The organism is Aequorivita sp. H23M31 (assembly GCF_004022485.1).
In the GTDB taxonomy this organism is placed as follows: domain Bacteria; phylum Bacteroidota; class Bacteroidia; order Flavobacteriales; family Flavobacteriaceae; genus Aequorivita; species Aequorivita ciconiae.
Window position 1 is genome coordinate 2,005,778 of the sequence record NZ_CP034951.1, and the last position, 23,566, is coordinate 2,029,343.

Here is a 23,566-nt window from a genome sequence, read left to right on the forward strand (position 1 = left end):
TCACAGAGGCTTAACTATCAATCTACTCCTTTATTTCCACACCTACCTTAAACAAAAAGCCCCGCACGATGCAGGGCTTTTTTGTTCTGTTTGGTTCTGCGTTGGTGTTCCACCTAGCGCTTCAGTGCAAAGTGCCCCTTGAACTGGTAGGGGGTGCCGTCCAGCACGTACTCTACGCGGAACCAGTAGTCGCTCGATGGCAGCGGGTTCCCGTTGTAGGTACCGTCCCATCCGGGGCCCAATGGGCTCACCTGCTTGAGCAGCTTCCCGTAGCGGTCGAAGATGTAGATCTTCGCGCTCGGGTCCGCCTGGGCCATCCCGATGATGTTCCAGGTGTCGTGGTAGCCGTCCCCGTTGGGCGTAAAGTACGGCATGTAGTCCAGTACCCCGATGGTGATGGTCACAAGCCCGCAGCCGTTCTTGTCCCGTATGGTTATCGTGTGCGGGCCCGCCGCCACGTTCTCGAAGATGGTCCCGTCCTGGAAGGGGCCGTCGTCAAGCTGGTACTCGTAGATGCCCAGCCCCGTGGCCCAGACCTCGATGCTGTGGCTGTCCGCGAAGGGCATGGTGGTAACCGATGCGCCGTAGGTGAACGGCGGGGAGGAGAGCACCACCTCCGTGCTCGCCGAGGCATCGCAGCCCGTGGCAAGGGCGGTGACGATCACCGTATAGGTGCCGTCCACCACCGCTACGGTGGAGGGGCCGTCCTCCCCGGGCAGCAGCACCCCGTCCAGCATCCACTCAAAGGAGTAGAGCTCCGGGTCCAGTCCGGTATCGATCACCAGCGCGGGGCCGATCGGGTTGCCGTTGGCGTCCACGCACAGCGTGTACTGCTCCTCCAGTACGATCAGCGGCAGCTCATGCACCTTGAGGATGACCTCGACGATGGCGTGGCACTGCGGCTCGTAGAGGTTCTCCTCGTTGGTGACGCGGGCATAGACCACCTGCGGGTTGATGGTGTTCACGAACGGGAACACGATCGGGTCGGTCCCGGCCTCGGCCTCCTCAAGGGTCTCGTAATAGGCCAGTGAGTACACCAGCGGGTCCTGGCCCCCCAGTATCCCGTTGCGCAGGTCCACCACCTTCTGGATGCTGAAGTCCTCAAGGTCGAACTCCGCGAACCCGTCGCTCGGCGGAAGGTTGTCGCATATGGCGAACGGCTCCGCCGGCTCCGTGGCCTCCGCGCCCTCCTGTACGATCAGCTCGAAGTGCTGGAGCCCGCCGATATAGCAGCCGGTAACGCGGTCACGGATGCCCGTATAGATGGTCTGAGGGTTCTCCGTATTGCCCATAAGGTCACGGTTCCAGTGCTGTCCCGGGTTGAGTATGCGGTTGGTACCGGTCTCCGCGAACACGGGGTCCAGGTAGAAGGTTACCTCAAAGTCGAGCTGCGACTGGCCGGGCCCGAGGATCTCGTCTATCTTGGTGGTAAGGTCGAACAGGGCCAGGTCCGTGCCGGACAGGCACTGCATGTAGTTGGACACCGGTGCGCTGTCGTCCGGCAGCGGGTACACGATCAGCTCCAGCTCAACGATCTCGAAGCAGCCGGTCGCGGCATTGGTCGCCCGTACGTAGATGGTCTGCGGGCTGGAGGTGTTGGCATAGCTGGTCGGGTCGGGCACCGCGGTGGCGGGATCGCCCCCAACGGCATCGCCGTAGCTCTCGAAGTAGCCAAGCTCCCAGGTCTCGCCATGCAGGATGGCCGCCGCCCTGAGGGTCAGGTCGAAGAGCTCCACCCCGTCGTCGGGGCCGGGGCCCACCACGATGTTCTCGTCGCAGAGCACCAGGGGCTCGGGCGTGGCGGGCTGCGGGTTGGGCAGCACGCGCAGCAGCAGGTGGGTGTAGGAGACGCAGCCGCTGTTGCCGTCCTCTACCCGTACGTAAACGCGCTGCGGGTTCTCGGTGTTCTCAAAGGCATGGTCCGGGTCGATGCGGTCCACGTTGGCCAGGGCGTCAGCCTCCGTAAGGAAGTAGCCCACCCCGAGCCCGGGGGCACCGCCGGTTATCTCGGCGTTCTTGACGGTAAGGTCGAAGACCGCGCGCATATCGTTGGGCTCGCCCAGGTCGTCGCAGATCTCCAGCGGCCCGGGCTCGTTGATGGGGATACCGTCCGAGACCACAAGGGCAAAGTGGCCCGTGGCAAAGCACAGGTCGCCCTCGGTGTAGGCCAGGCGCACGTAGATCTCCTGGGGGTTCGAGGTATTGGTATAGGCCCCCGGGTTCACGATCGGGTCGTCGCCGGTATCGGCACCGCCCTGGGTGGTATGGTAGGTAAGGCGCAGCACCGTGCGGTCCTGGCCACCGTATATCAGGTCCTCCTGTACGGTAAGGTCGAACACCGCCGTACCGTCACCGTCGGGGTCGCACGCCACAAGGTCGGGAAGGTCCACCGGGACCACCGGGCTCGGGGACACGATAAGCTCCAGGGGCACGATGCTGTAGCAGCCCGAGGTATTGGGCGCAAGGGCGAAGGTGGCCCGCGCATAGATCGTCTGGGAGAAGGCCACGATGTTCTGGAACGGGGAGGCAAGCGGCAGGGTGCCGTTCTGGGCATCCAAAAGGGTCTCGTGGTAGGTCACCACAACCGCGGGGTTGCCGTTGGATATCTGGGCGTCCCTCAGGGCAAGGTCGAACCGGGCAAAGCCGTCGTTGTCGTCATCGCACTTTACCAGCGGGTCGGGCTCGCCCGCCCGCGGTACGGGGAGCACCACAAGGGTCAGCGTGGTGGTGGCCGAGCAGCCGGCGGCACTGGAAACGGTCACCTGCAGGGTGTAGGGGCTGATCCCCTGGCCCGCCCCGTCGACCGGGTTGGCATAGGCCGATGGGTCCGCGATGGGATTATCGTCCTGCTGGTCCGCTATGCTCTCGTAGTACCGCACGGTAAGGGCGGCGTTTCCGCCGGTGATGGTGTTGTTGTTGGCGGTCAGGTCGAATATCGAGATCCCATCGGTATCGCTGCCGCTCTCCAGGTCGTCGCAGAGGACCATGTCCGCGGGAGGGGTGATCGCGGGGAAGCCGCCCACCACCAGCTCAAAGCTGCTGATGCGGAAACAGCCGGTCACGTCGTTCTCAAGGCGCACCCAGATGGTCTGTCCGGAGCTGGTGAACGAGGTCGGATCGGTGATGGCATTGGTGGGCACCAGGGCATCGTCCAGGGCCGTGTGATAGGTAAGGATGAGGTCCGGGGACTGGGTGCCGTATATGAACGGCGCGTTCTCGGTCAGGTCGAACTCCGCACTGGTGCCCCCGTCAAGGTCGCAGGCAAGCAGGTCGCCGAAGCCCTCGGTCGGTGCATCGGGCACGGGGCTTACCCACAGCTCCAGCTCACGGATGACGTGGCACCCCGTGGCGGTCTTTTCGACCCGTGCCCACACGGTATCGAAAAAGGGCGTGTCGTTGGTGTACGGGCCGGTGATCTGGGTAAGGGGATCTCCGAGCTCGGCCAGGATCCGTGTGGTATAGTACTGGATGGCCAGTCCCGGCTCGGCGTTGGCGATCTCATCATCCTTTAGGGTCAGGTCGAACTCGGCAAAGCCATCGTTGTCGTCATCGCACACCACAAGCGGGGTGGGCGTGATCGCCCTGGGTACGGGAAGTACCACCAGGGTCAGGGTCGTTTTGGACGCGCATCCATCGGTATTGAAGACGCTCACCTGCAGGGTGTGCGGGGTGATCCCATCCCCGTTCGCGTCCACAGGATTGCTATAGGTGGTGGGGTTGGGGACCGGGATGTCGTTCTGTTGGTCGGCCACGGTCTCGTAGTAGCGAACGGTCAGCGACAGGTTGCCGCCGGTGATGGTACTGTTGTTGCTGTTCAGGTTGAAGACCGATACCCCGTCGGTATCGCTGCCGCTGGCAAGGTCGTCGCAGAGCTCCATGTCCGCGGGCGGCACCAGGGCTGGCAGGCCGGAGACTACCAGCTCAAAGCTGCTGATACGGAAACAGCCGGTCTCGTTGTCCTCCAGGCGTACCCAGATGGTCTGTCCGGTGCTGGTGTAGGCAGTGGGGGAACCGATGGCATTGGTGGGCACCAGGGCATCGTCCAGGCTGGTGTAAAAGGAAATGAGGAAATCCGGTGACTGGTCCCCGTACACGAACTCCGTGTTCTCGGTGAGGTCAAATTCGGCACCGCTGCCATCCTCCGCGTCACAGGCGAAAAGGTTCCCGAAGCCCGGGGCCGGGGCGCCCGGAACGGGGTTTACGATCAGCTGTAGCGGCACCACGGCATAGCAGCCCGTGGTGGTGCGCTCCACGCGCGCCCAGACGGTATCGAAAAAGGGGTTGTCATTGGTGTAGGGGCTAAATATTTGATCCAGCAGCGAGCCGATCTCGGCCAGTGCCCGTGTGGTATAGTAGCGGATGGTCACATCCTGCTCCCCGTTGGTGATCTCGATGTCCTTCTCGGTCAGGTCGAACTCGGCAAAGCCGTTGTTGTCGCCATCGCACACCTCCAGTGGGGTGGGCACGGCGGGTACCGGAAGGGGGTTCACCACCAGGGTAAGGGTGATGGTGGCGGAACAGCCGAAATTGTTGGTCACCCGCGCCACGATGGTCATCGGGTTGAGCGGGGCCGGGGGGATCTCCCGGTTCTGGTAGGCACGCGGGTTCGGGATCGGGTTGTCCATCGCCTCGTCGGCGTAGGTCTCGAACCAGGTCACCGACAGGGAAAGGTCCCCCCCGGTGATCTCCCGGTTGCGCGTGGTCAGGTCGAAGGTGCTGATCTGGTCGCTGTCGCTGCCGCTGGCAAGGTCGTCGCAGAGCTCGTACGGCAGTGGCTGGATGGGCACCGGCAACGGGTCCACGAAGAGCTCCAGCGGCACGATGTCGTAGCAGCCCTCACCCCCGTTGTGCGGAGAGGTGTTCAGGGCGTTGCCCACCGCAAGCACGTAAACGGTCTGGTGGAACGGAACCGTGTTCTGGTAGGCCGCCGGGGTGACGATGGCGCCCGAGAAATCGGGGGCGGTAAGGGCAAGATCGCCAGCAGCTACAGCGTCCGCCTCGGTCTCGTAGTAGTAAAGGTCGTACTGCGCAGGGTCCATTCCCCCCAGCATCTCAGGCTCTTTTACGGTAAGGTCGAAGATCTGAAGGCCGTCCGTGTCGTCGTCGCAAAGACGCAATGGGGTCGGGACAGTCAAAGTGGGACTGTTGCGGACAACCAATTCCAACCGAACAGTAGAATAACAGGTTGTTTCTGTACCTTCTATTCTTGCAAATACCACATCATTGAATGGATCATCGTTCACATAGGGATCAGAAAGTTCATTCAAATTGTTATCCGCATCCAACTGGGTGGGATGGTAGGTTACAACCAACGTGGCATCGCCCATAGTTATATCATCATCAGCATTATGTAAGGTGAAGGGAGCGTAACCGTCGTTATCAGAATCACAGAGAATTAAAGGCTCAGGCGTAGTATTTACCAGTGGTGGAGAATCTATTATAATATCAACCGTAGTGGTATCGTAACAATCCCCATCTATTACCGGTTCAATTCTTATAAAAATAGTTTGGCCTGGAACTGGCACAGAATAAATAGCAGGCAAATCATTAATCCCTGCATCCGCATCGGCTTGAGTAGCGTGATATGTTATATTGTAATCTGCTGCATTTTGAGTTCCTAGAACAGGGAGGTTAAAACGAAGAGGTAAATTGATATCTTCTCCATCACTTTGATCTTGATCGCACGTGGTAAATGGAGGAACTACTCCAGCATTGACCGGAGTATAATATATTTGAAATTGCTCGAGAGCATAACACATTTCCTGAGCGCTATCATGTATTCTAACATAAATAGTTTGCGGTGTTGGACCTACAATAGGATAGGCTCCTGGATTGGTTATTTCATTTGTGTTATTCTCACTATCTAATACGGTGGTAAAATATTTTATATCAAAAAGTGTAGGATCTTGGCCTCCTAAGATATTAGCATCATTTTGCGTGAGATCGAAAATTCCAGACTGAACTCCATTATCACATCTAAAGAGATCGATTGGCTCATTCGCCACGGGCTGAGGATTGAAAGTAACAACAAAAGCGGCGGATTCTAATACATAACAAGCGGCTTTATTCCCACTAACAGTGTAAATTCCAGATTGGGTAACTTCAATAGAAGAGGAATTTCCTCCGTAGGGATTTCCGTTAAAAAACCAATTATAAACATCCAAATCTAAAAAGTTTGCCGTTAGGGTTTCAGTCATTCCCTCACAGCTTTCATTATTTCCGAGCACAAACAACCCCTGAGCAGACAAGTCAATCTCTTGTTCAAATTCATTATTGTTCTCATTGGTTTCTACTACAATTCCATTTCCTGTACCATCATCATCGACCACAGCCTTCAACGTAAAAACTTGGGGAGTTCCTATAGGAATATTCAAATTTATTGTTCCACTTTCGGTACCCTCGATAGGAATTTCATTAACGGTCTGTGTCTGACCCAATAAGACTGTGCCCGCATAAAAAGCAATAGGAGTATTTGCGGGTAAAACGGCAGTACTATTGAAATTCGCGACGGTATAATGAACCTCAATATTCCGGTCTTCACATAATACCCCAAGATTATCAATTGTAATTGTAGCATCGGGCAGTTCAGAGTTTACGCTAACAATAATATTATTAACCATTATAAAATCCTGTCCCGAACTCAGTTGAATATTAATCTGATCATCTCCAGGTTGAATAATATTTAATCCTTGGAGATCATAGTAATCCAAATCCATATTGTAGAGATCAAAGGAATTGGTATAACTGTTTGTACTATTAAAAGCATTATTCCCAGGATTTAATGGAGGATTATCTATTAAAATTCCGTTCAATCTAAGACTTTCGTTAACCGCGATTGCAGCGTCACCTTCCCACGCCAAAAAGCCTATTTTTGCTGCCACATCGGTCGCAGCGCTAATATTATCGAGGACGATGTTTATGTTTTGATGGTTAGCATCTACATAATCCAATCCATCAAAAAGCGTAATCTGGTTTAGTAGTAAACTAGGATCCTCGTAGATAACGATAATGGCCCATCCTCCAAAATTAGTTCCACCCGGGCAATATGGGCCGATGACATTGGTCAAATCCAGATCCGACAAGGTATAAGTTCCTTGTCCCTGAAATGCTAGAATATTGGTTACGTCCGCGTATGCTGAAAAATAGTTTAATCCAGAAGTTGAGGTTAGAGCGAATGTGCGTTGGGCAGTAATAGGAGTTCCATTTAGTTTCACATTGAAATCACCACCGCCCGAGCCAGCCCAATATAAATGAGCAGATAATAGAGTTTGTCCAGGATCCAATTGAAAATTCGCACTACTCGAAGTCATAATGGTACAAGCACCGAAGCCCCCATTTTCTTCAGTGTTCAAAGTATTGCCAAATGCCGTAAAGTCGTAACGGCCATTGAATTGCATATACTGGTCTACAGGAACTACTTGCTGTGAAAAGACATAAAAGGGAATTAACAATAGAAAGGAGAGCAGTAATCTTTTCATAATATATTGATTAGGATGTCAAATATATTGAATACGGAGACTTTCCTTTTATAAATTAGAAAAAAAATTCCCCACTATCAATTTTAACTACTTGTTTTGAAATAAGAGAAGTAAGATTAAAAATTTATAATGTTATCCTTCCTAAAAAAATATGTAGGTATTTTAAGGAAGATAATCATTTGATAACGTTACTTGAGACATTTAATCCATAAAAAATAATATATTTTTTCAATGTCCACTTTGGGTTATTTTATATCTTCCTCAATCCAAATTTCCCATAAATAGTAGGTGTTTCTCCTTTGTATTACTATTTTTGGACTTCTTTTTAAAATCTGTTTTTAAATTGAAAAAAAAAATCGAAATATTCTTTAACGAACGTAAAAAAAGATGAGACCAGACCTTTTTGAAGCTCCAGATTATTATAATCTTGATGAATTACTTTCAGATGAACATAAATTGGTACGCCAAGCAGCTCGAGAATGGGTAAAGCGGGACGTATCGCCTATCATAGAGGAATATGCCCAAAAAGCCGAATTTCCAAAGCAGATAATTAATGGATTAGCCGAAATAGGGGCTTTTGGTCCATATATACCTGAAGAATATGGAGGAGCGGGATTAGACCAAATTTCCTATGGATTAATTATGCAGGAAATAGAACGTGGCGATAGCGGTGTTCGCAGTACTGCATCTGTCCAATCTTCTCTGGTGATGTATCCCATTTATAAGTACGGCAATGAAGAGCAACGAAAAAAATATCTTCCAAAATTAGCCACGGGTGAGTGGATGGGCTGTTTCGGTCTTACTGAACCCGATCACGGAAGTAATCCGGGAGGTATGACCACCAATTATAAAGATATGGGGGATCATTATCTTTTGAACGGCGCAAAAATGTGGATCAGTAATGCTCCTTTTGCTCAAGTTGCCGTGGTGTGGGCAAAAAATGAAGAGGGAAGAATACACGGCTTAATAGTGGAAAGAGGAATGGAAGGGTTTTCAACTCCCGAAACCCACAATAAATGGTCGCTTCGTGCTTCGGCAACCGGGGAGCTTATTTTTGACAATGTAAAAGTTCCAAAGGAAAATCTACTACCAAATAAATCAGGTTTGGGTGCTCCCCTAGGCTGTTTGGATTCAGCTCGATATGGAATAGCTTGGGGTGCCATTGGTGCCGCAATGGATTGTTATGATACAGCCCTTCGTTATTCAAAAGAAAGAATGCAGTTTGGAAAGCCAATTGGACAATTTCAATTGCAACAGAAAAAACTTGCTGAAATGATTACCGAAATCACCAAGGCTCAGTTGTTAGCTTGGCGCGTTGGTGTATTGCGAAATGAAGGAAAAGCAACTTCCGCACAAATTTCTATGGCAAAACGCAACAATGTGGATATGGCTATTAATATTGCGCGTGAAGCAAGACAAATGTTAGGAGGAATGGGAATTACGGGAGAATACAGCATTATGCGTCACTCCATGAATCTTGAAAGCGTAATTACTTATGAAGGAACCCACGATATCCACTTGTTGATTACAGGTTTGGATATTACAGGTTTGAATGCTTTTTCGTAAACGAGAGCAACGATTTCATTAAAGCCACAATTCACGAATTAAGAAAAATTCATGAATTTGTGGCTTTTTAGCTTTTGATAAATTCGGGATTTAGAGGATGGATTATGAGTTCGATAAGCCTATTTAATTGTATTATTATATGATAAAATCTCTCTATATACGATGTACATTAAAACATTAATAATACTCTGTGCTCTAACTTCTATTTCTTGTGGGTTTCCGAACAATAGTACTTCTTCGCAAAAAACAAATTATAAATATCTGGCACTAGGTGATAGTTACACAATCGGGAAAAGTGTTTGTAACCATTGCAATTATCCAAAACAGCTGGCCAATCGCTTAAACGCTACGCTTTCGAAAAAAACTTCCGTAAAAATTATAGCAAAAACGGGATGGACAACTACCGACTTACTCACCGCGATCGCTTCTGAAAAACCATCAATTGATTATGATTTGGTCACTCTCCTGATAGGTGTAAACAATCAATATCAAGATAAACTATTTTCTCTTTATGAAGAAGAATTCCCTGAATTATTGGACAAGGCAATTGAATTTGCAAATGGAAAACCAGAGAACGTAATTGTTCTCTCTATTCCAGATTATGCATTTACACCGTTCGGACAAAAATCTGGGAAGGCTGAAAAAATTACTTCGGAATTAATTAAATACAACGCGTTCGCTCAAAAAATCTCTTTAGAAAAAGGAGTGCTCTTTGAAAATATTACCCTAATAACCCAGAATGGATTAAAAAACCCAAAACTAGTGGCGTCAGATGGATTACATCCTTCGGAAGTTGCTTATAAGAAATTTGTGGAGCAGATTTTCGAGAAGGCTACTAAAATTCTACGTTAAGCTTCAGGAGCTAGTTCTATTTTTAAGCCATTAAGTTCTTCTTTGATAAAAATTTGGCAACTTAACCTGCTATTGTCCTTTACATAAAAGGCTTCGGATAGCATTAAATCTTCATCTTGGCTCATTTCACCGAGTTCGTGCTCACTCTCCACATAACACTGACAAGAGGCGCACATAGCCATTCCCCCGCATATTCCAAATGTCCCTTCTTCGGCCAACTCATACGAACGAACAACTTCCATTAGATTCATGTTCATATCCGTTGGAGCTTCAACTTCGTGTTTTATACCTTGACGATCGGTAATGATTATATTGATGTCTTTCATTATGAAGTCTATGAAGGGAAAAATTTAAAAGCTTATGAGTTTATGAATTGAAACAGATTTCTTTTTAATAACCAATAATTCTTTTAATGAAAATTATACTCCCCTTAAAATAGAATTTGCTTTTTTTTTATTGGAGAATGGGAAATTTAATCAATAGACTTAACTATTGCTTTTGGCGCCTCCTTTTTACTACCATCAAACCCCTCTACTCCGCCAACGGTGGTGTATTTAAGAACATAACGTTTATCTGGGAAAATGCGCTGATAGGCACTTTGACACATAAGAGTTGCTTCGTGGAAACCACAGAGAATCAATTTCAATTTCCCGGGATAGGTATTTACGTCGCCAATGGCATATATTCCAGGAATATTGGTTTGATAATCCAAGGAGTTGTCAACTTTAATTGCGTTCTTTTCAATCTCCAGTCCCCAATCGGCGATGGGACCCAATTTTGGTGAGAGGCCAAACAAGGGAATAAAATGATCGCATTCGCGATTAATCATATCATTGCCGCGTTGAATAACAACTTCCTCCAAATCAGTTTTTCCTACTAATCCAATGACTTCGGCTGGAGTAATAAGTTCGATTTTCCCTAGATTTTTTAACTCTTGAACTTTTTCAACACTATCCAATGCGCCGCGGAATTCATTTCGTCTATGTATTAAGGTAACACTCTTGGCAATATTGGCCAAAAATATACTCCAATCCAGCGCAGAATCTCCTCCCCCTGAAATAACTACATTTTTATCTCTATATATTTCGGGATCGCGGATAATGTATTCCACTCCACGGTCTTCAAATTGGGCAATATTTGAAATAGGCGGTTTTCTTGGCTCGAAACTTCCCAATCCTCCAGCAATAGCAACAATTTTTGCATGATGCAGAGTTCCTTTATCCGTGGTTACTATAAAAGTGCCATCATCAAGTTTATCGATGGTTTCGGCCCGTTCTCCCAATGTAAAACCTGGCTGGAACGGCTCTATTTGTTTCATTAGATTGGTAACCAAGTCGCCCGCCAGAATCTCAGGAAATCCCGGAATATCATAAATAGGTTTTTTGGGATATATCTCTGTACACTGACCTCCTGCTTGCGGAAGGGCATCGATCAAATGGCATTTTAGTTTTAACAATCCAGCCTCAAAGACGGCAAAAAGACCAGTGGGCCCTGCGCCAATAATGAGTATATCGGTCTTTATCATGAAAATCTTGCTCTAAATTTTGGATTCAAAAATAACTGTAAAATTGTAATCGAAATATGAGAAAGGTCATTAAGGGGAAACGCTCACGACTTTTTCAATTTGTGGCGCATGCTTTTTTATGGTCATTTCCACACCCATTTTTAAAGTCATTTGGTTTATGGAGCATCCTACGCAAGCGCCCAATAACTGAACATTTGCGATTTTGTCATCATCTATGGAAATCAGCCTGATGTCTCCTCCGTCATTCTGTAAAAATGGCCGTATCTCCTGTAATGCCTCTTGTACTTTCGATGTTAATTCCTCAGTTGTCATATCATTTTCTTACGGCGCTGCAACCTGCCATTGTTGTAATTTTTATTGCTTCGGTAGCGGGAAGGTTTTCATTCCGTAATACCGTTTGCTCCACTACGTTTCTAGTTAGTTTCTCAAAAGCCTCTTCCGTTAATGTAGCGGTTTGTAAAGCAGCGGGCCTCCCTACGTCTCCAGATTCACGAATACTTTGAATCAAAGGTACTTCCCCAAGGAAGGGTACTTTTAAATCTTCTGCTAAATTCTTAGCACCTTCCTTTCCGAAAATATAGTATTTATTTTCAGGTAGTTCTGCAGGCGTGAAATACGCCATATTTTCTACAATTCCTAAAACAGGAACATCGATATTTTCCTGACGGAACATTCCTACTCCTCTTCGGGCATCAGCCAAAGCTACATTCTGAGGCGTACTTACTACTACGGCTCCCGTTATAGGCAACGACTGCATAATACTTAAGTGTATATCTCCTGTTCCAGGCGGAAGGTCGATAAGCATAAAATCCAATTCACCCCAATCCGCATCAAAAATTAATTGGTTTAAAGCTTTTGCGGCCATAGGACCTCGCCAAATTACCGCTTGACCCGGTTGGGTGAAGAAACCAATACTCAAAACCTTTACTCCATAATTTTCGATAGGTTTCATTTTGCTCTTTCCTCCAACATCTACTGAAAGTGGTTTTTCCATTTCCACGTCAAACATAATAGGGATAGAAGGCCCATAAATATCCGCATCCAAAATTCCAACCTTAAAACCCATTTTAGCCAAGGAGACCGCGATGTTTGCTGTTACGGTACTCTTGCCCACTCCACCTTTTCCAGAAGCCACGGCAATAATATTGGTGATACCTGGAATAGGTTTCCCTTTTATAAGATTAGGATTTTGTGGTTTTTGTGGAGCTTCTATTTTTATGTTAACCTGAACCTTTGCGTTGGGATCCACTTTCTCGTGAATGACCTTGATTACATCGGCCTCCGCTCTTTTCTTAATATGAAGTGCTGGGGTGGTTAGTTTTATATCTACTATAACTTCATCTGCGAAGGTGACAACGTTTTGAACAACGCCGCTTTCCACCATATTTTTCCCGTCTCCCGGAGCTGTAATTGTCTCCAGAGCTGCAAGGATATTCTGTTTTGAAATGCTCATTTTAATTTTATGATATTTAGATTCATTCTAAAGTGCAAATATAGTGAAATTAGTTGGCAGAAAACAGAAGCTGTTACCCGTAAATAAATTGAGAAATGGTTTACCAGGTTTCGAAAACATGACTCTTTACCGAATAATACGAAGATTGATCATACGCCAATTATAATCAGGAAACAAAGTATGAATATTCAGTTCTATGGGCCTTCAATAGTAAAGGTACCATCTAACAGTTCCCTGGAAGGATCCCAAAATAATTGTTCAAAATTTTTTACCCTATTTTCCGTCACTTCCACGCCTTCACTCTCCAAAAGTTGTTGCATTAAATTTGTTCCTAGAAAGTGATGTTTTCCTGTAAGCAAGCCGTTTCGATTTACTACGCGATGCGCGGGTACATTTTCCTTATCGCAACTGTTTAGGGCCCAACCAACCATTCGTGCACTACGGGGAGCGCCCAAAAACTTGGCAATTGCACCGTATGAAGTTACCATGCCATACGGAATCTGGGCAGTCACCTTATATACTTTGCAAAAAAAATTATCCTCGGCCATATCAAAATTCCTTAAGAATCTTTAGAAAGGTGAATATTGAAATGAGAGCTGTAATAGCCCCAATTAGGTAATTTATATTTATCTGGAAACGGGGTTCCTCGCGAGCCCGAAAAAATTGAACATATAGTGCTAGCACACTCAAAGTACCCAATGCACTGCCAATTACGGCGACTGATAATTCCGGCTGGGCAAAGGAGAACCATCCAAAAGCCGAAAAGGTGATCCCTAAATAAATCCAATAAGGAAGAGGCAACAAATTCAACATTGCAATAAAAAGACCTGCAAAGAATCGCCCTGTTTTTGAATAGGAATCCTCATTTCTAATTTCTCTTCGGGTATCCTTCGCAATAAACAGAAAATAAATAGTAAGGCTAATAAATATTCCCAAAGCAACCTTTTGGAGCATATTGACAATTCCAGGATGCATTTCAATATAGCGTGCAAATAGAAGAGCAATAAAGGTTTGGATCATTACGGTAACGCAGACACCCAAAGAAAAAAGAATTCCCTTTTTCCTACCTTCCTTCATGCTGACTTTCGCTGCATACATATTGATCAGACCCGGAGGTAATACACCGATTAAAGCCCCAAAAAATCCAATTAGGAAGTTGTAGAATATCGCCATTTAGGGCTTGTTTTTTGTGAATATAATAATTTTTGGATTAACGGAATTTAAATTGGAGGTAGGTTATTTTTTTATCCTGATCCAGATATTGTTGCTCATAGTAAGTTTGAATTGCAGTTACAGCTTCTGGTGCGCCATGGTTTGAATAAACATCGTGATTGGCATATTCCACAATTTCACCCAATCCATGAAGGAGTCCAAGCGTGTAGCCGTGCATGAATTCGCTATCCGTTTTTAAATGAACCACTCCATTCGGTTTCAATATCTTTTTGTACTTCTGAAGAAATTGGAAGTTGGTCAATCTATGTTTCGTTCTTTTATATTTAATCTGCGGATCGGGAAAAGTTATCCAAATCTCATCAACTTCATTTTCGGCAAAAATTTCGTCCAAGAGCTCAATTTGCGTTCGGAGAAAGCCTACATTTTTAATGTTTTCCTCGAGAGCAGTTTTTGCGCCCCGCCAAAAACGCGCTCCTTTTATATCTATTCCCAAAAAATTTGTTTCTGGAAATTTCTTTGCAAGATTTACCGAATATTCCCCTTTACCACAGCCCAATTCCAAAACTAGAGGATGGCTATTTTTAAAGAAATCCTTTTTCCAATTTCCTTTTAATTTAAAGGAATCATTAAAAACGTCTTCCCGTGTGGGCTGTATCACATTCGCAAAAGTTTCGTTTTCCTTAAATCGTCTGAGTTTGTTTTTGCTGCCCAATTTTTTATTCTTTAAAATGAAATTCCCAATATTCCTAAAACCTGGATACCTTCATAAGAAAAATGATGAATGGTATTCAGGGCAAAAAACGCGACTTCCAATGTATAATTTTACACTTGTATCTTGATTGGCAAAACTAATTAAATATACGGCGGAGACAATTAATGAAGTTTAATTTCTCTTTAAGTAGCTCTTAAATTTTGAGAACTTATTTTTTTAATAACTTTTAAAATGTTTCTTATCTTTACGATTGGCGTTAGTTTGTCCTTTATAAGCACCTTTATATTTCGTGTTTTTCAAGAGCAACATTCTACCCTAATAATGAAAGATGATAAACTTTTCAATTCATTTTCAAACCGAACTTTATAAAAAATGAAAAAAATTTTGGTGGCTCCCTTAAATTGGGGACTGGGCCACGCCACTCGTTGTATTCCAATAATCCTTCAACTGTTGGAACACGATTTTAAGGTTTTGATTGCTTCGGATGGTTCCTCACTGCGCCTTCTCCAAATGGAGTTTCCCAATCTCGATTTTCTTGAACTCCCTTCCTATAAAATTAAATATACTTCAAACGGGCGTCTTTTTAAATGGAAAATGATATCCTCGCTATCTCGGATTTCTAGAACAATGAAAGCCGAAGAAAAACTAATTGCCGAAATGGTAAGCCGAGGAGAAATAGACGGCATAATTAGCGATAGCCGATTGGGGGTAAGAAATGCCGCGATTCCCTCTATATATATTACCCATCAATTAAATGTATTTACTGGCAGCACCTCCCATTTTAGCAGTTATTTACATAGACAGATAATTAAAAAGTTTGATAGCTGCTGGGTGCCCGATGTAAAAGATATGGCAATGAATTATAGCGGCTCTTTGGGTCATTTAATTGATACGAATTTTCCCGTAAGATATTTTGGAATCGTAAGCAGATTACAAAAGAAAAATCTGCCAAAAACCATCGATATTTTGGTTATAATTTCGGGACCTGAACCCCAGCGAGGTTTATTTGAGACCAAACTCAAAGAAGTTTTAAGTGAAAGTGACAAGAAGATTGTGATGGTACAAGGTATTGTGGAAGCAGAGCAGATATGGACAAAACACGAGAATATTGACGTAGTAAATTTTATGCGAGGAGAGGAGCTGGAACGTTGCATAAATGAGAGCGCTCTAATCATTTCGCGTTCGGGTTATACTACCATTATGGATTTGGCATATTTGGAAAAAAAGGTCTTCTTTGTTCCCACACCCGGTCAATACGAACAAGAATATTTAGCAAAACGCTTGAACGATATGGGAATCGCTCCATACTGTAAGCAACGTGATTTCACTCTGGAAAAGTTAAAAGCAGTTCCAGTTTATAAAGGTTTGAAATTTTACACCCACACCAGTGAAGAGTTCTCGGGGTTATTTTCGATTTTCCATAGTAAAGGAAAATTCCGATCCAATGCCTAATTGGCTTTCCAAATATATTTTTTCAGAATGTCCTTCTACAATGTGCTTTACAATTGAAAGTCCCAATCCGCTTCCACCCTCCTTTCGCGAACCGCTTTTATCAATCCGATAAAAACGTTCAAATATCCGTGTTAGATTTTCTTTTGCTATTCCCTCACCATTATCAGTTATTCTAATTAAAATTTTATTCTGAAGCAACTTTTCAATAGTAATCTCTGTGGTACCATCCCTTTTCCCGTACTTAATAGAGTTTACCACAAGATTAATTAAAACTTGTTCGATACGGTCCCTATCTCCATTAACCATAATTGGTTCTTCATATTTTCTGTCGAAGGTGAGGGTAATATTTTTTTTTGCCGCTTTCATTTCCAACAAATCGAGCACATTCTGAATAAGTACCACAATATTAAAATCGTCGCGTTTTAAAACAAGACCCCCAGATTCCAATTGGGTTATCATATCAAGATCCTTAATAATATGAATCAGTCTATCCACACCTTTTTCAGCTCCTTGCAAATATTTTTTAAGAACTTTTTTATCGTGCATCGCGCCATCCAATAAAGTAAGAATATACCCTTGAACTGTAAATAAGGGAGTTTTGAGTTCATGCGATATATTTCCCATAAACTCTTTCCTATAATTTTCTTTGATATTTAGGGTTTCAATCTCCAGCTTCTTGTCCTGTGCAAAGCGCTCAACTTCTTGGGTTAACATATCCATATCCGTAGTTATGGGAGCCTGGGCAAGATTATTTTCGTCTAAAAGTTGAACGTCGGAATATATTTTTTTTATCCGCGCATGTATGAATTTTTCAATTCGAAATTGTAGTATGAAAAACGAAATAATAAAAATAAGGAGAAAAAAAAGAAATAGCCCAAATGATAGGCGATCATTTTGCAGATAAAAAAAACCTCCCGCTACTATTGTACTGCAAAGGGCAATAAACAGCGAGGAATACAGAGCTAGACTATATTTTTTTAATACTCCCACGATTTTTAAACAACAAACTTATAACCCACTCCTTTTATTGTTTGGAATTTTTCATCACCAATTTTCTCACGGAGTTTTCTAATATGGACATCTATTGTTCTATCTCCCACTATTACATCAGATCCCCATATTTGATTTAATATATCTTCCCGTTTATATACTTTGCCTGGTTGTGATGTCAGCAAAGTGAGCAGTTCAAATTCCTTTTTGGGCAAGGACATCTCCTCCTGTCCCAAGATAATCTTATACTCTTCCTGTATGATGGTTAGATCTCCAAATTTCAACAATTTCTCAATTTCTGGTTGTTTAAATCTTCTGAGAAGTCCTTTGACACGCCCCACAAGAACTTTGGGTTTTATGGGTTTGGTGATATAGTCATCCGCGCCGGCATCAAATCCCGCCAATTCCGAATACTCTTCCCCACGCGCGGTCAGAAAAGCAATAATAGTCTCCGAAAGTTCAGGAACTTCCCTAATTTTTCGACAGGCTTCCATTCCATTCATTTTTGGCATCATAACATCCAACAAAATCAACTGGGGTTTTGTTTTTTTTGCTATAGAGATAGCTTCAAGTCCATTTTCCGCAGTCTTTACTTTGTAGCCCTGGGCAGTAAGGTTGTATCGCACAATTTCAATAATATCTGGTTCATCATCCACTAATAGAATTGTAATATCCTTGTTTTTCATAAATTATTGGTGCGGTTTTTGAACTGTGAAAACAGAAATCTCCTTAAATTAAAATTATGGCGAATCGCTTAATAAAGGGTAATGATTTTTGCACTTCAAATATACCATTAAATAGTATTGAAGGCTTTTCCGGATATTTCAAATTAAGTTAATTCTATCGAAACTATGAAGGAATTCAAAAAAAGGAAACTTTTTCTTTAAAATAAGCACAAATTTCGTATGCACATCTTATAATTCCATACATTTTGTATATTTGTTTATCGGCTAAAATTAATTTCTTATGAAAAAAATTACCATACTTGCGGCTCTTTTAATAAGCGCCGTTTCTTTCGCACAAATCGCGGGAACCAGTTTTGAAGAGCCTCAGGCCTTTTCTGGAAAATATACCGATACCGGCGACCCAAATGTAGCACATCCTTTGATTAATAATTCCGGACAACCACTTGTTAATTTCGTTTCTACAGGTGGCGAATTGGGGTTTTCTGCTTTTTATGTACCCTATGATACTCCAGATGTGGGATTAACCGATGGTGATTTTGTAGGGGTTACAGATTTTACCCCCTCCCCAACCGTTTTGTTTACTGATGGCGAAAACGGCTACCAAATGAATGATATTGATGGAAATATGATCGTAGAATTTGATCAGGTTGACCTTACTGGAGTTTCAAATCCCACCGTCTCATTGGATTATCTGCTTTCAATAAACAGCACACCCACAAATGGAAACTATGAAGGTGATGGAACTGTAAATAACGCAGATAACGACAGATTGAGGATTTATATAAAAGATATAACCAATAATACAGAAATAGATCTTTTTAATTCAACGGGCCAAGACCTTGACGATTTTGTACCGATGAGCGGAGGAGAATACCAATTACAGTGGCAACAAGCCACAGCTACACTTATACCCAATACTATGGTGAAGCTTGTTATTGAAGGAAGGACCAATGCAAGTGCCGAGAACTTCTGGTTTGATAATATTGTTTTTGATGGCGCAGCTGGAGTTAATGACCAAACCAGCGGTCAATTCTCTGTATATCCAAACCCAGCGAGTTCGGGCTATGTTTATATTAATTCCAAAGTAATGGGCTCTAAAAAGGTGTCTATTTATGATGTGCTTGGAAAACAAGTGATAAATACTACAATGAACGGAGATCGTTTGGACATTTCTGCCCTTAATAGTGGAATTTATATTCTTAAGATAGAACAGGGAAAAGCTTCAACTACCAAGAAATTAGTTATTGAATAGTTGTGTTTAGTTTTTATAAAACGAAAAAACCTCTGCTAAAAACAGAGGTTTTTTAATTTTGAAATATTCCAAGTTCGCGAATGCTTCCTTAGTAGGTAGCTAATCTTTTAATTATTTTTGGAATAATTAAATCCCTTCAAAAATAAATGCTTAGCGACGAAATTTTTAATATCGATTGTCCAAAGGAATTTCTGCGTCTTGCTATCGAAATATTTCATTTTCAATATGAAAACGTCGAGGTATATCGCACTTTTTGTGATTTGCTAAAATGCGAACCTAAAAAAGTTAAGACTTTAGAATCAATTCCCTTTCTGCCAATACAGTTTTTTAAAAGCCATCAAATTATTGCCCAAGGAAGGAATCCCGAAATAATATTTACAAGCAGCGGCACTACCGGCACAATAACCAGCAAACATCTTGTAGCCGATGTGAAAATTTATGAGGAAAGTTTTCTGAAAGGTTTTATACGGGAATATGGCAATATTAACGAGTTTGCTATTTTGGCATTGCTCCCGTCCTATCTTGAACGCGAAGGTTCTTCCTTAATTTATATGGTAGAAAGTTTGATTGAGAAAAGCGAAAATCCATATAGTGGATTTTACTTATATGAAATGGATGAGTTGGTAAAAAAACTCGATTTCCTTCAACAAAAAAAGCAAAAGACACTTTTAATAGGCGTTTCTTACGCTCTTTTGGATTTGATCGAAAATAGAAGAATGAAACTCAAAAATACCATTGTAATGGAAACCGGCGGTATGAAGGGAAAACGGAAGGAAATGATTAAGCAGGAACTTCACCAAGTATTAAAAGCTGGTTTTGGTGTTCAAGATATTCACAGTGAATATGGAATGACGGAGCTTCTTTCCCAAGCTTACTCCAAAGGAAACTGTACATTTTCCTGTCCTCCGTGGATGAAGATTTTGACCCGTGACCCAGAAGATCCCAAAACATATATTCACGGAAAAACCGGTGGAATCAATATAATAGACCTTGCTAATATTTATTCCTGCTCCTTTATTGCCACACAAGACCTTGGACGTACTGATCCACACGGGGATTTTGAAGTAATGGGACGTTTTGATGCCAGCGATATCCGTGGATGCAACTTAATGGTTTTATAAGAAATATTTAACACAAAAGCCCTGAAAATCAGTGTAAGTGATTTGAAGGTGCTACGACCAACCCATCGTGAGAAAGTGATGATTTTTCATAATTTGGTTGGTTAGTTAAATCCCTGTACAAACTTTGTATGGGGATTTTCTTTTGTTGCTAATCTAAATCTTCCTCTGATAAATAAAAGTAAACCCATTGCAAATTCAGAAACCCGATTATTCATTTCTATAATTATTCCCTTTTTAGTTTCGTAAAGTGTTCTTATATATTTCAATTATTTTAATGAGAAGTACTATTTTGCACTATAAAGGGTAACTCTCAATTTATGAAAAAGCATCAATCAGGCTATTGGATAATTATTTATGGAATTGTTGCAAGTTTATTAATTGCAATATATTATCTGTTTCACTTGGATTACTTCGACTCTTGGGGAAAATATCTTCCTATAATGAAGAAGTTGAGCTTGAGCTTATTTCTAATTGCGATAATTTTAATGCTGAGTAAGATTACTGCAAAGATTATCGAAAAGCAAATTCATAATGAGGGAGATAGATATAACTTACTGCGGATTACCCGTTTTTTAGCTATAGTATTCATTATAATCATTTTAGCATCATTTTTATTCCAAAATTGGTACACAGCAGCGGCTACTTTTGGATTAATTTCGTTGGTTTTAGGTTTTGCTTTACAAGCTCCCATCACCTCTTTTATTGCCTGGATCTATTTGGTTTTCCGACGGTCATACTTGGTGGGCGATCGTATCCAAATTAAAGACTTTCGTGGGGATGTAGTTGAAATAAGTTATCTGGACACTTCCATTTTGGAATGCAGGGGAGATTACCTTGGCAACGACCGTTCCAGTGGCCGAATAATCCGATTTCCCAACAGTCTAATATTACGTGAGGAAATAATCAATTATTCAGGACCACAAGTTCCGTTTATCTGGAATGAAACCCCAATCCAAGTGGCATTTACGAGTGATTTACCTTTTGTGGAAGATTGTCTTTTAGAAGCATGTTTAAAGGATTTCCAGGAAAAATATCCACAGTTAGCAAAGAATGAACCCACTATTTGGGCACCAGCTGTTTATTTTAGAAACAACTCCTACGCCTGGATGGAAGCCGTAATCTCCTATCCTGTGGAACCCATGGACACTACCGGTCGCAGAAACAGAATATTAAAATATGCATTGCCACTATTAAATGCCGAACCCCATAAAGTTCAATTTCCTGAAGGAACATTGAGATAGGAGCGTTTTTGCATTTGGCCCTTTTAAGAAAAAAACAAACATCTAATCTATTCCGGAATATTGCATAGAAGGTGTAATTAATTTTTTCGTGCTTCTTTTCTAAGACGTCTTTTTTCTTCCTTTAAGGTCTCTACATGAAAAATGATTGGCAATGAATAATTTTGGCTGACTGCCTTACCATCGCGTATTGCAGGTTCCATTCTTGGAAGTTCTTCGATAATCCTGATGGCTTCTCTTTCCAACTCTGGATACTCCGCTCTGGCCTTTAAATTTGTTATTTCACCCTTCTCATCTATGGTAAAAATTACAAAAATCTTATGATCAGACCCAGGCTTTAATTTTAGCCTTTTGGTAATCTCATTAAATTGATTGTCCCGAGTCAAATCAATATGGGGAGAAGACTGCGCATAATTTTGAGAAACAAAACTTATAAAAATAATAGCTATCAAAAATCTCTTCATTTAAATAAGTTTTGTTTCATTAAATGAGGTTTAATTCTATTTAGTTAGGAATTTGAAAGTTGGCGAACACTACTTATTATTTAGACATTTCTGTAAAAAAGTGATAGAATTGCGGAATGGTTTCAATTCCTTTCAAATAATTCCATATCCCAAAATGCTCATTGGGAGAATGGATGGCATCACTATCAAGGCCAAAGCCCATTAAAATTGTTTTGCTTTTCAACTCCTTTTCAAATAGAGCCACAATCGGGATACTTCCACCACTTCTTTGTGGAATTGGGGTTTTTCCGAAAGTTTCCTCGTAGGCTTTTTCCGCTGCCTTATAACCTAAACTGTCAATTGGCGTTACATAAGCTTGGCCACCATGATGAGGGGTAACTTTTACACGAACTCCTTTTGGAGCTATGCTTTCAAAATGACTTTTAAAAAGTTCGGTTATTTTTTTCCAATCTTGGTTTGGCACCAATCGAATGCTTATCTTGGCATAGGCTTGGCTAGCGATTACAGTCTTTGCTCCCTCACCTATATATCCACCCCAAATACCATTTACATCCAATGTTGGACGAATGGAATTACGTTCGTTCGTGGAGTAGCCTTTCTCTCCATATACCGACTCGATATCCAATGCTTCCTCATAATCTTTTAAACTAAAGGGAGCTTCAGCCATTTTTTCTCTTTCTTCTTTTGAAAGTTCTTCCACGTCATCATAAAATCCAGGAATGGTAATATGATTATTTTCATCATGAAGAGAGGCAATCATTTTTGTAAGAATATTTATGGGATTGGCAACGGCGCCACCATAAAGTCCACTATGAAGATCGCGGTTAGGACCGGTTACTTCTACCTCAACATAGCTCAATCCGCGAAGTCCCGTTGTTATGGAAGGCGTATCTTTTGAAATCATTCCTGTATCGCTGATCAAGATTACATCATTGGCCAATTTCTCCCGATTTCTTTCCACGAACCAGCCGAGGCTCACACTCCCAACTTCTTCCTCGCCCTCAATCATAAACTTAACATTGCACGGCAGTTGGTCGGTTTCGGTCATATATTCCAACGCTTTTACGTGCATATACATTTGCCCCTTATCATCGCAACTTCCCCGAGCAAAAATGGCACCTTCTGGATGCAATTTTGTTTTTTTGATAACAGGTTCAAAGGGTGGATTATCCCAAAGATTTAATGGGTCTGGTGGCTGCACATCATAATGCCCATAAACAAGAATAGTGGGAAGTTTCTTGTCAATAATCTTTTCGCCATATACAATGGGATAACCTGGAGTTTCACATATCTCCACTGTATCGCAACCTGCTTTTATTAATTGCTCTTTAACCGCCTCCGCCGTTTTGATAACGTCATTTTTATATTTTGAATCGGCACTAATAGAAGGTATTTTCAATAGTTCGATAAGTTCATCCAAGAAACGATCTTTGTTCTTTTCGATATAGGGTCTTGCGCTTTTCATACATTTTTTTTGAGAAATGCTAAGATACAAAATTGGGGAAGAAACACGGGAGAATAATGGGATAGCTAGGGTCTTTAACTTAGTTTTATAAACTTCTTAAAAATTCTGAAAGCATATTGTTTGTAAATAACAATTCTTG

At 43.0% G+C, this 23,566-nt stretch carries 18 protein-coding genes and 1 pseudogene; 6 read left to right on the plus strand and 13 right to left on the minus strand.

What is annotated here, in order from left to right; translation table 11 throughout:
- Nucleotides 1–113: 113 nt before the first annotated feature.
- Entirely contained in the window at nucleotides 114–5,327 is a 5,214-nt protein-coding gene (locus tag EI546_RS08790; protein ID WP_240673089.1) for a T9SS type B sorting domain-containing protein, read from the minus strand.
- A gap of 993 nt (nucleotides 5,328–6,320) precedes the next feature.
- Nucleotides 6,321–7,478 (minus strand): annotated as a pseudogene (locus tag EI546_RS16745) (gliding motility-associated C-terminal domain-containing protein); the annotation flags it as partial.
- 387 nt (nucleotides 7,479–7,865) lie between these two features.
- Between EI546_RS16745 and EI546_RS08795 the strand changes: the two are divergent.
- Together EI546_RS08795 and EI546_RS08800 are read left to right on the plus strand one after the other, a co-directional pair.
- A complete protein-coding gene (locus EI546_RS08795) occupies nucleotides 7,866–9,044 on the plus strand; it encodes an acyl-CoA dehydrogenase family protein (RefSeq protein WP_128250190.1) in 1,179 nt (392 codons plus the stop codon).
- A gap of 162 nt (nucleotides 9,045–9,206) precedes the next feature.
- Entirely contained in the window at nucleotides 9,207–9,896 is a 690-nt protein-coding gene (locus EI546_RS08800) for an SGNH/GDSL hydrolase family protein (protein ID WP_128250191.1), read from the plus strand.
- Here EI546_RS08800 and EI546_RS08805 read toward each other — a convergent pair.
- The 7 genes from EI546_RS08805 to trmB all read right to left on the minus strand — a co-directional run bounded on the left by EI546_RS08805 (nucleotide 9,893) and on the right by trmB (nucleotide 14,759).
- A complete protein-coding gene (locus tag EI546_RS08805; RefSeq protein WP_128250192.1) occupies nucleotides 9,893–10,222 on the minus strand; it encodes a 2Fe-2S iron-sulfur cluster-binding protein in 330 nt (109 codons plus the stop codon). The two genes, EI546_RS08800 and EI546_RS08805, sit on opposite strands and share 4 nt — an antisense overlap.
- Nucleotides 10,223–10,368: 146 nt before the next feature.
- Nucleotides 10,369–11,421, minus strand: coding sequence for an NAD(P)/FAD-dependent oxidoreductase (locus EI546_RS08810; protein ID WP_128250193.1), 1,053 nt, complete (start codon nucleotides 11,419–11,421; stop codon nucleotides 10,369–10,371).
- 69 nt (nucleotides 11,422–11,490) lie between these two features.
- Entirely contained in the window at nucleotides 11,491–11,733 is a 243-nt protein-coding gene (locus EI546_RS08815) for a NifU family protein (RefSeq protein ID WP_128250194.1), read from the minus strand.
- A gap of 1 nt (nucleotide 11,734) precedes the next feature.
- Nucleotides 11,735–12,874: an Mrp/NBP35 family ATP-binding protein gene (locus EI546_RS08820; protein WP_128250195.1), complete on the minus strand. Its 1,140-nt coding sequence runs from the start codon at nucleotides 12,872–12,874 to the stop codon at nucleotides 11,735–11,737.
- Nucleotides 12,875–13,068: 194 nt separating this feature from the next.
- Complete coding sequence (locus EI546_RS08825; RefSeq protein ID WP_128250196.1) at nucleotides 13,069–13,422, minus strand: MGMT family protein; 354 nt, start codon at nucleotides 13,420–13,422, stop codon at nucleotides 13,069–13,071.
- 1 nt (nucleotide 13,423) lies between these two features.
- The gene (locus tag EI546_RS08830) at nucleotides 13,424–14,047 is read right to left on the minus strand and encodes a lysine transporter LysE (protein ID WP_128250197.1); all 624 of its coding nucleotides are present in this window, start codon (nucleotides 14,045–14,047) and stop codon (nucleotides 13,424–13,426) included.
- 37 nt (nucleotides 14,048–14,084) lie between these two features.
- Complete coding sequence (gene trmB, locus EI546_RS08835) at nucleotides 14,085–14,759, minus strand: tRNA (guanosine(46)-N7)-methyltransferase TrmB (RefSeq protein WP_128250198.1); 675 nt, start codon at nucleotides 14,757–14,759, stop codon at nucleotides 14,085–14,087.
- 372 nt (nucleotides 14,760–15,131) lie between these two features.
- Between trmB and EI546_RS08840 the strand changes: the two genes are divergently transcribed.
- On the plus strand, nucleotides 15,132–16,211 hold the full coding sequence (locus EI546_RS08840) for a glycosyltransferase (RefSeq protein ID WP_128250199.1): 1,080 nt from the start codon (nucleotides 15,132–15,134) through the stop codon (nucleotides 16,209–16,211).
- On the opposite strand, the gene EI546_RS08845 is transcribed toward EI546_RS08840, so the two are convergent.
- Nucleotides 16,164–17,201 (minus strand): sensor histidine kinase, encoded by a 1,038-nt coding sequence (locus EI546_RS08845; RefSeq protein WP_410198307.1) that lies wholly within the window; start codon nucleotides 17,199–17,201, stop codon nucleotides 16,164–16,166. The genes EI546_RS08840 and EI546_RS08845 overlap by 48 nt on opposite strands.
- A 5-nt stretch (nucleotides 17,202–17,206) precedes the next feature.
- Nucleotides 17,207–17,887, minus strand: a complete 681-nt coding sequence (locus tag EI546_RS08850; protein ID WP_128250201.1) for a response regulator transcription factor — start codon at nucleotides 17,885–17,887, stop codon at nucleotides 17,207–17,209.
- A gap of 280 nt (nucleotides 17,888–18,167) precedes the next feature.
- Here EI546_RS08850 and EI546_RS08855 point away from each other — a divergent pair, with 280 nt between their 5' ends.
- From EI546_RS08855 to EI546_RS08865, 3 genes are all read left to right on the plus strand, one after another.
- Entirely contained in the window at nucleotides 18,168–19,139 is a 972-nt protein-coding gene (locus EI546_RS08855) for a T9SS type A sorting domain-containing protein (protein ID WP_128250202.1), read from the plus strand.
- Nucleotides 19,140–19,285: 146 nt separating this feature from the next.
- Nucleotides 19,286–20,260 carry a LuxE/PaaK family acyltransferase gene (locus tag EI546_RS08860; RefSeq protein ID WP_128250203.1) on the plus strand — a complete coding sequence of 325 codons (975 nt, stop codon included), beginning with the start codon at nucleotides 19,286–19,288 and terminating at the stop codon, nucleotides 20,258–20,260.
- 317 nt (nucleotides 20,261–20,577) lie between these two features.
- Entirely contained in the window at nucleotides 20,578–21,501 is a 924-nt protein-coding gene (locus EI546_RS08865) for a mechanosensitive ion channel family protein (protein ID WP_128250204.1), read from the plus strand.
- Between the two features lie 77 nt (nucleotides 21,502–21,578).
- Here the strand turns inward: EI546_RS08865 and EI546_RS08870 are convergent, their stop codons facing one another.
- Nucleotides 21,579–21,962 carry an energy transducer TonB gene (locus tag EI546_RS08870; RefSeq protein ID WP_128250205.1) on the minus strand — a complete coding sequence of 128 codons (384 nt, stop codon included), beginning with the start codon at nucleotides 21,960–21,962 and terminating at the stop codon, nucleotides 21,579–21,581.
- A 76-nt stretch (nucleotides 21,963–22,038) separates the two neighbouring features.
- Nucleotides 22,039–23,427, minus strand: a complete 1,389-nt coding sequence (locus tag EI546_RS08875; RefSeq protein ID WP_128250206.1) for a dipeptidase — start codon at nucleotides 23,425–23,427, stop codon at nucleotides 22,039–22,041.
- Between the last annotated feature and the right edge of the window lie 139 nt (nucleotides 23,428–23,566).

Bases quoted from the DNA above. Each gene is read 5' to 3' on its own strand.
- EI546_RS08790 (WP_240673089.1), bottom strand. From the start codon at position 5,327: ATGGGCGATGCCACGTTGGTTGTAACCTACCATCCCACCCAGTTGGAT.
- EI546_RS08795 (WP_128250190.1), top strand. From the start codon at position 7,866: ATGAGACCAGACCTTTTTGAAGCTCCAGATTATTATAATCTTGATGAA.
- EI546_RS08800 (WP_128250191.1), top strand. From the start codon at position 9,207: ATGTACATTAAAACATTAATAATACTCTGTGCTCTAACTTCTATTTCT.
- EI546_RS08805 (WP_128250192.1), bottom strand. From the start codon at position 10,222: ATGAAAGACATCAATATAATCATTACCGATCGTCAAGGTATAAAACAC.
- EI546_RS08810 (WP_128250193.1), bottom strand. From the start codon at position 11,421: ATGATAAAGACCGATATACTCATTATTGGCGCAGGGCCCACTGGTCTT.
- EI546_RS08815 (WP_128250194.1), bottom strand. From the start codon at position 11,733: ATGACAACTGAGGAATTAACATCGAAAGTACAAGAGGCATTACAGGAG.
- EI546_RS08820 (WP_128250195.1), bottom strand. From the start codon at position 12,874: ATGAGCATTTCAAAACAGAATATCCTTGCAGCTCTGGAGACAATTACA.
- EI546_RS08825 (WP_128250196.1), bottom strand. From the start codon at position 13,422: ATGGCCGAGGATAATTTTTTTTGCAAAGTATATAAGGTGACTGCCCAG.
- EI546_RS08830 (WP_128250197.1), bottom strand. From the start codon at position 14,047: ATGGCGATATTCTACAACTTCCTAATTGGATTTTTTGGGGCTTTAATC.
- EI546_RS08840 (WP_128250199.1), top strand. From the start codon at position 15,132: ATGAAAAAAATTTTGGTGGCTCCCTTAAATTGGGGACTGGGCCACGCC.
- EI546_RS08850 (WP_128250201.1), bottom strand. From the start codon at position 17,887: ATGAAAAACAAGGATATTACAATTCTATTAGTGGATGATGAACCAGAT.
- EI546_RS08855 (WP_128250202.1), top strand. From the start codon at position 18,168: ATGAAAAAAATTACCATACTTGCGGCTCTTTTAATAAGCGCCGTTTCT.
- EI546_RS08860 (WP_128250203.1), top strand. From the start codon at position 19,286: ATGCTTAGCGACGAAATTTTTAATATCGATTGTCCAAAGGAATTTCTG.
- EI546_RS08865 (WP_128250204.1), top strand. From the start codon at position 20,578: ATGAAAAAGCATCAATCAGGCTATTGGATAATTATTTATGGAATTGTT.
- EI546_RS08870 (WP_128250205.1), bottom strand. From the start codon at position 21,962: ATGAAGAGATTTTTGATAGCTATTATTTTTATAAGTTTTGTTTCTCAA.
- EI546_RS08875 (WP_128250206.1), bottom strand. From the start codon at position 23,427: ATGAAAAGCGCAAGACCCTATATCGAAAAGAACAAAGATCGTTTCTTG.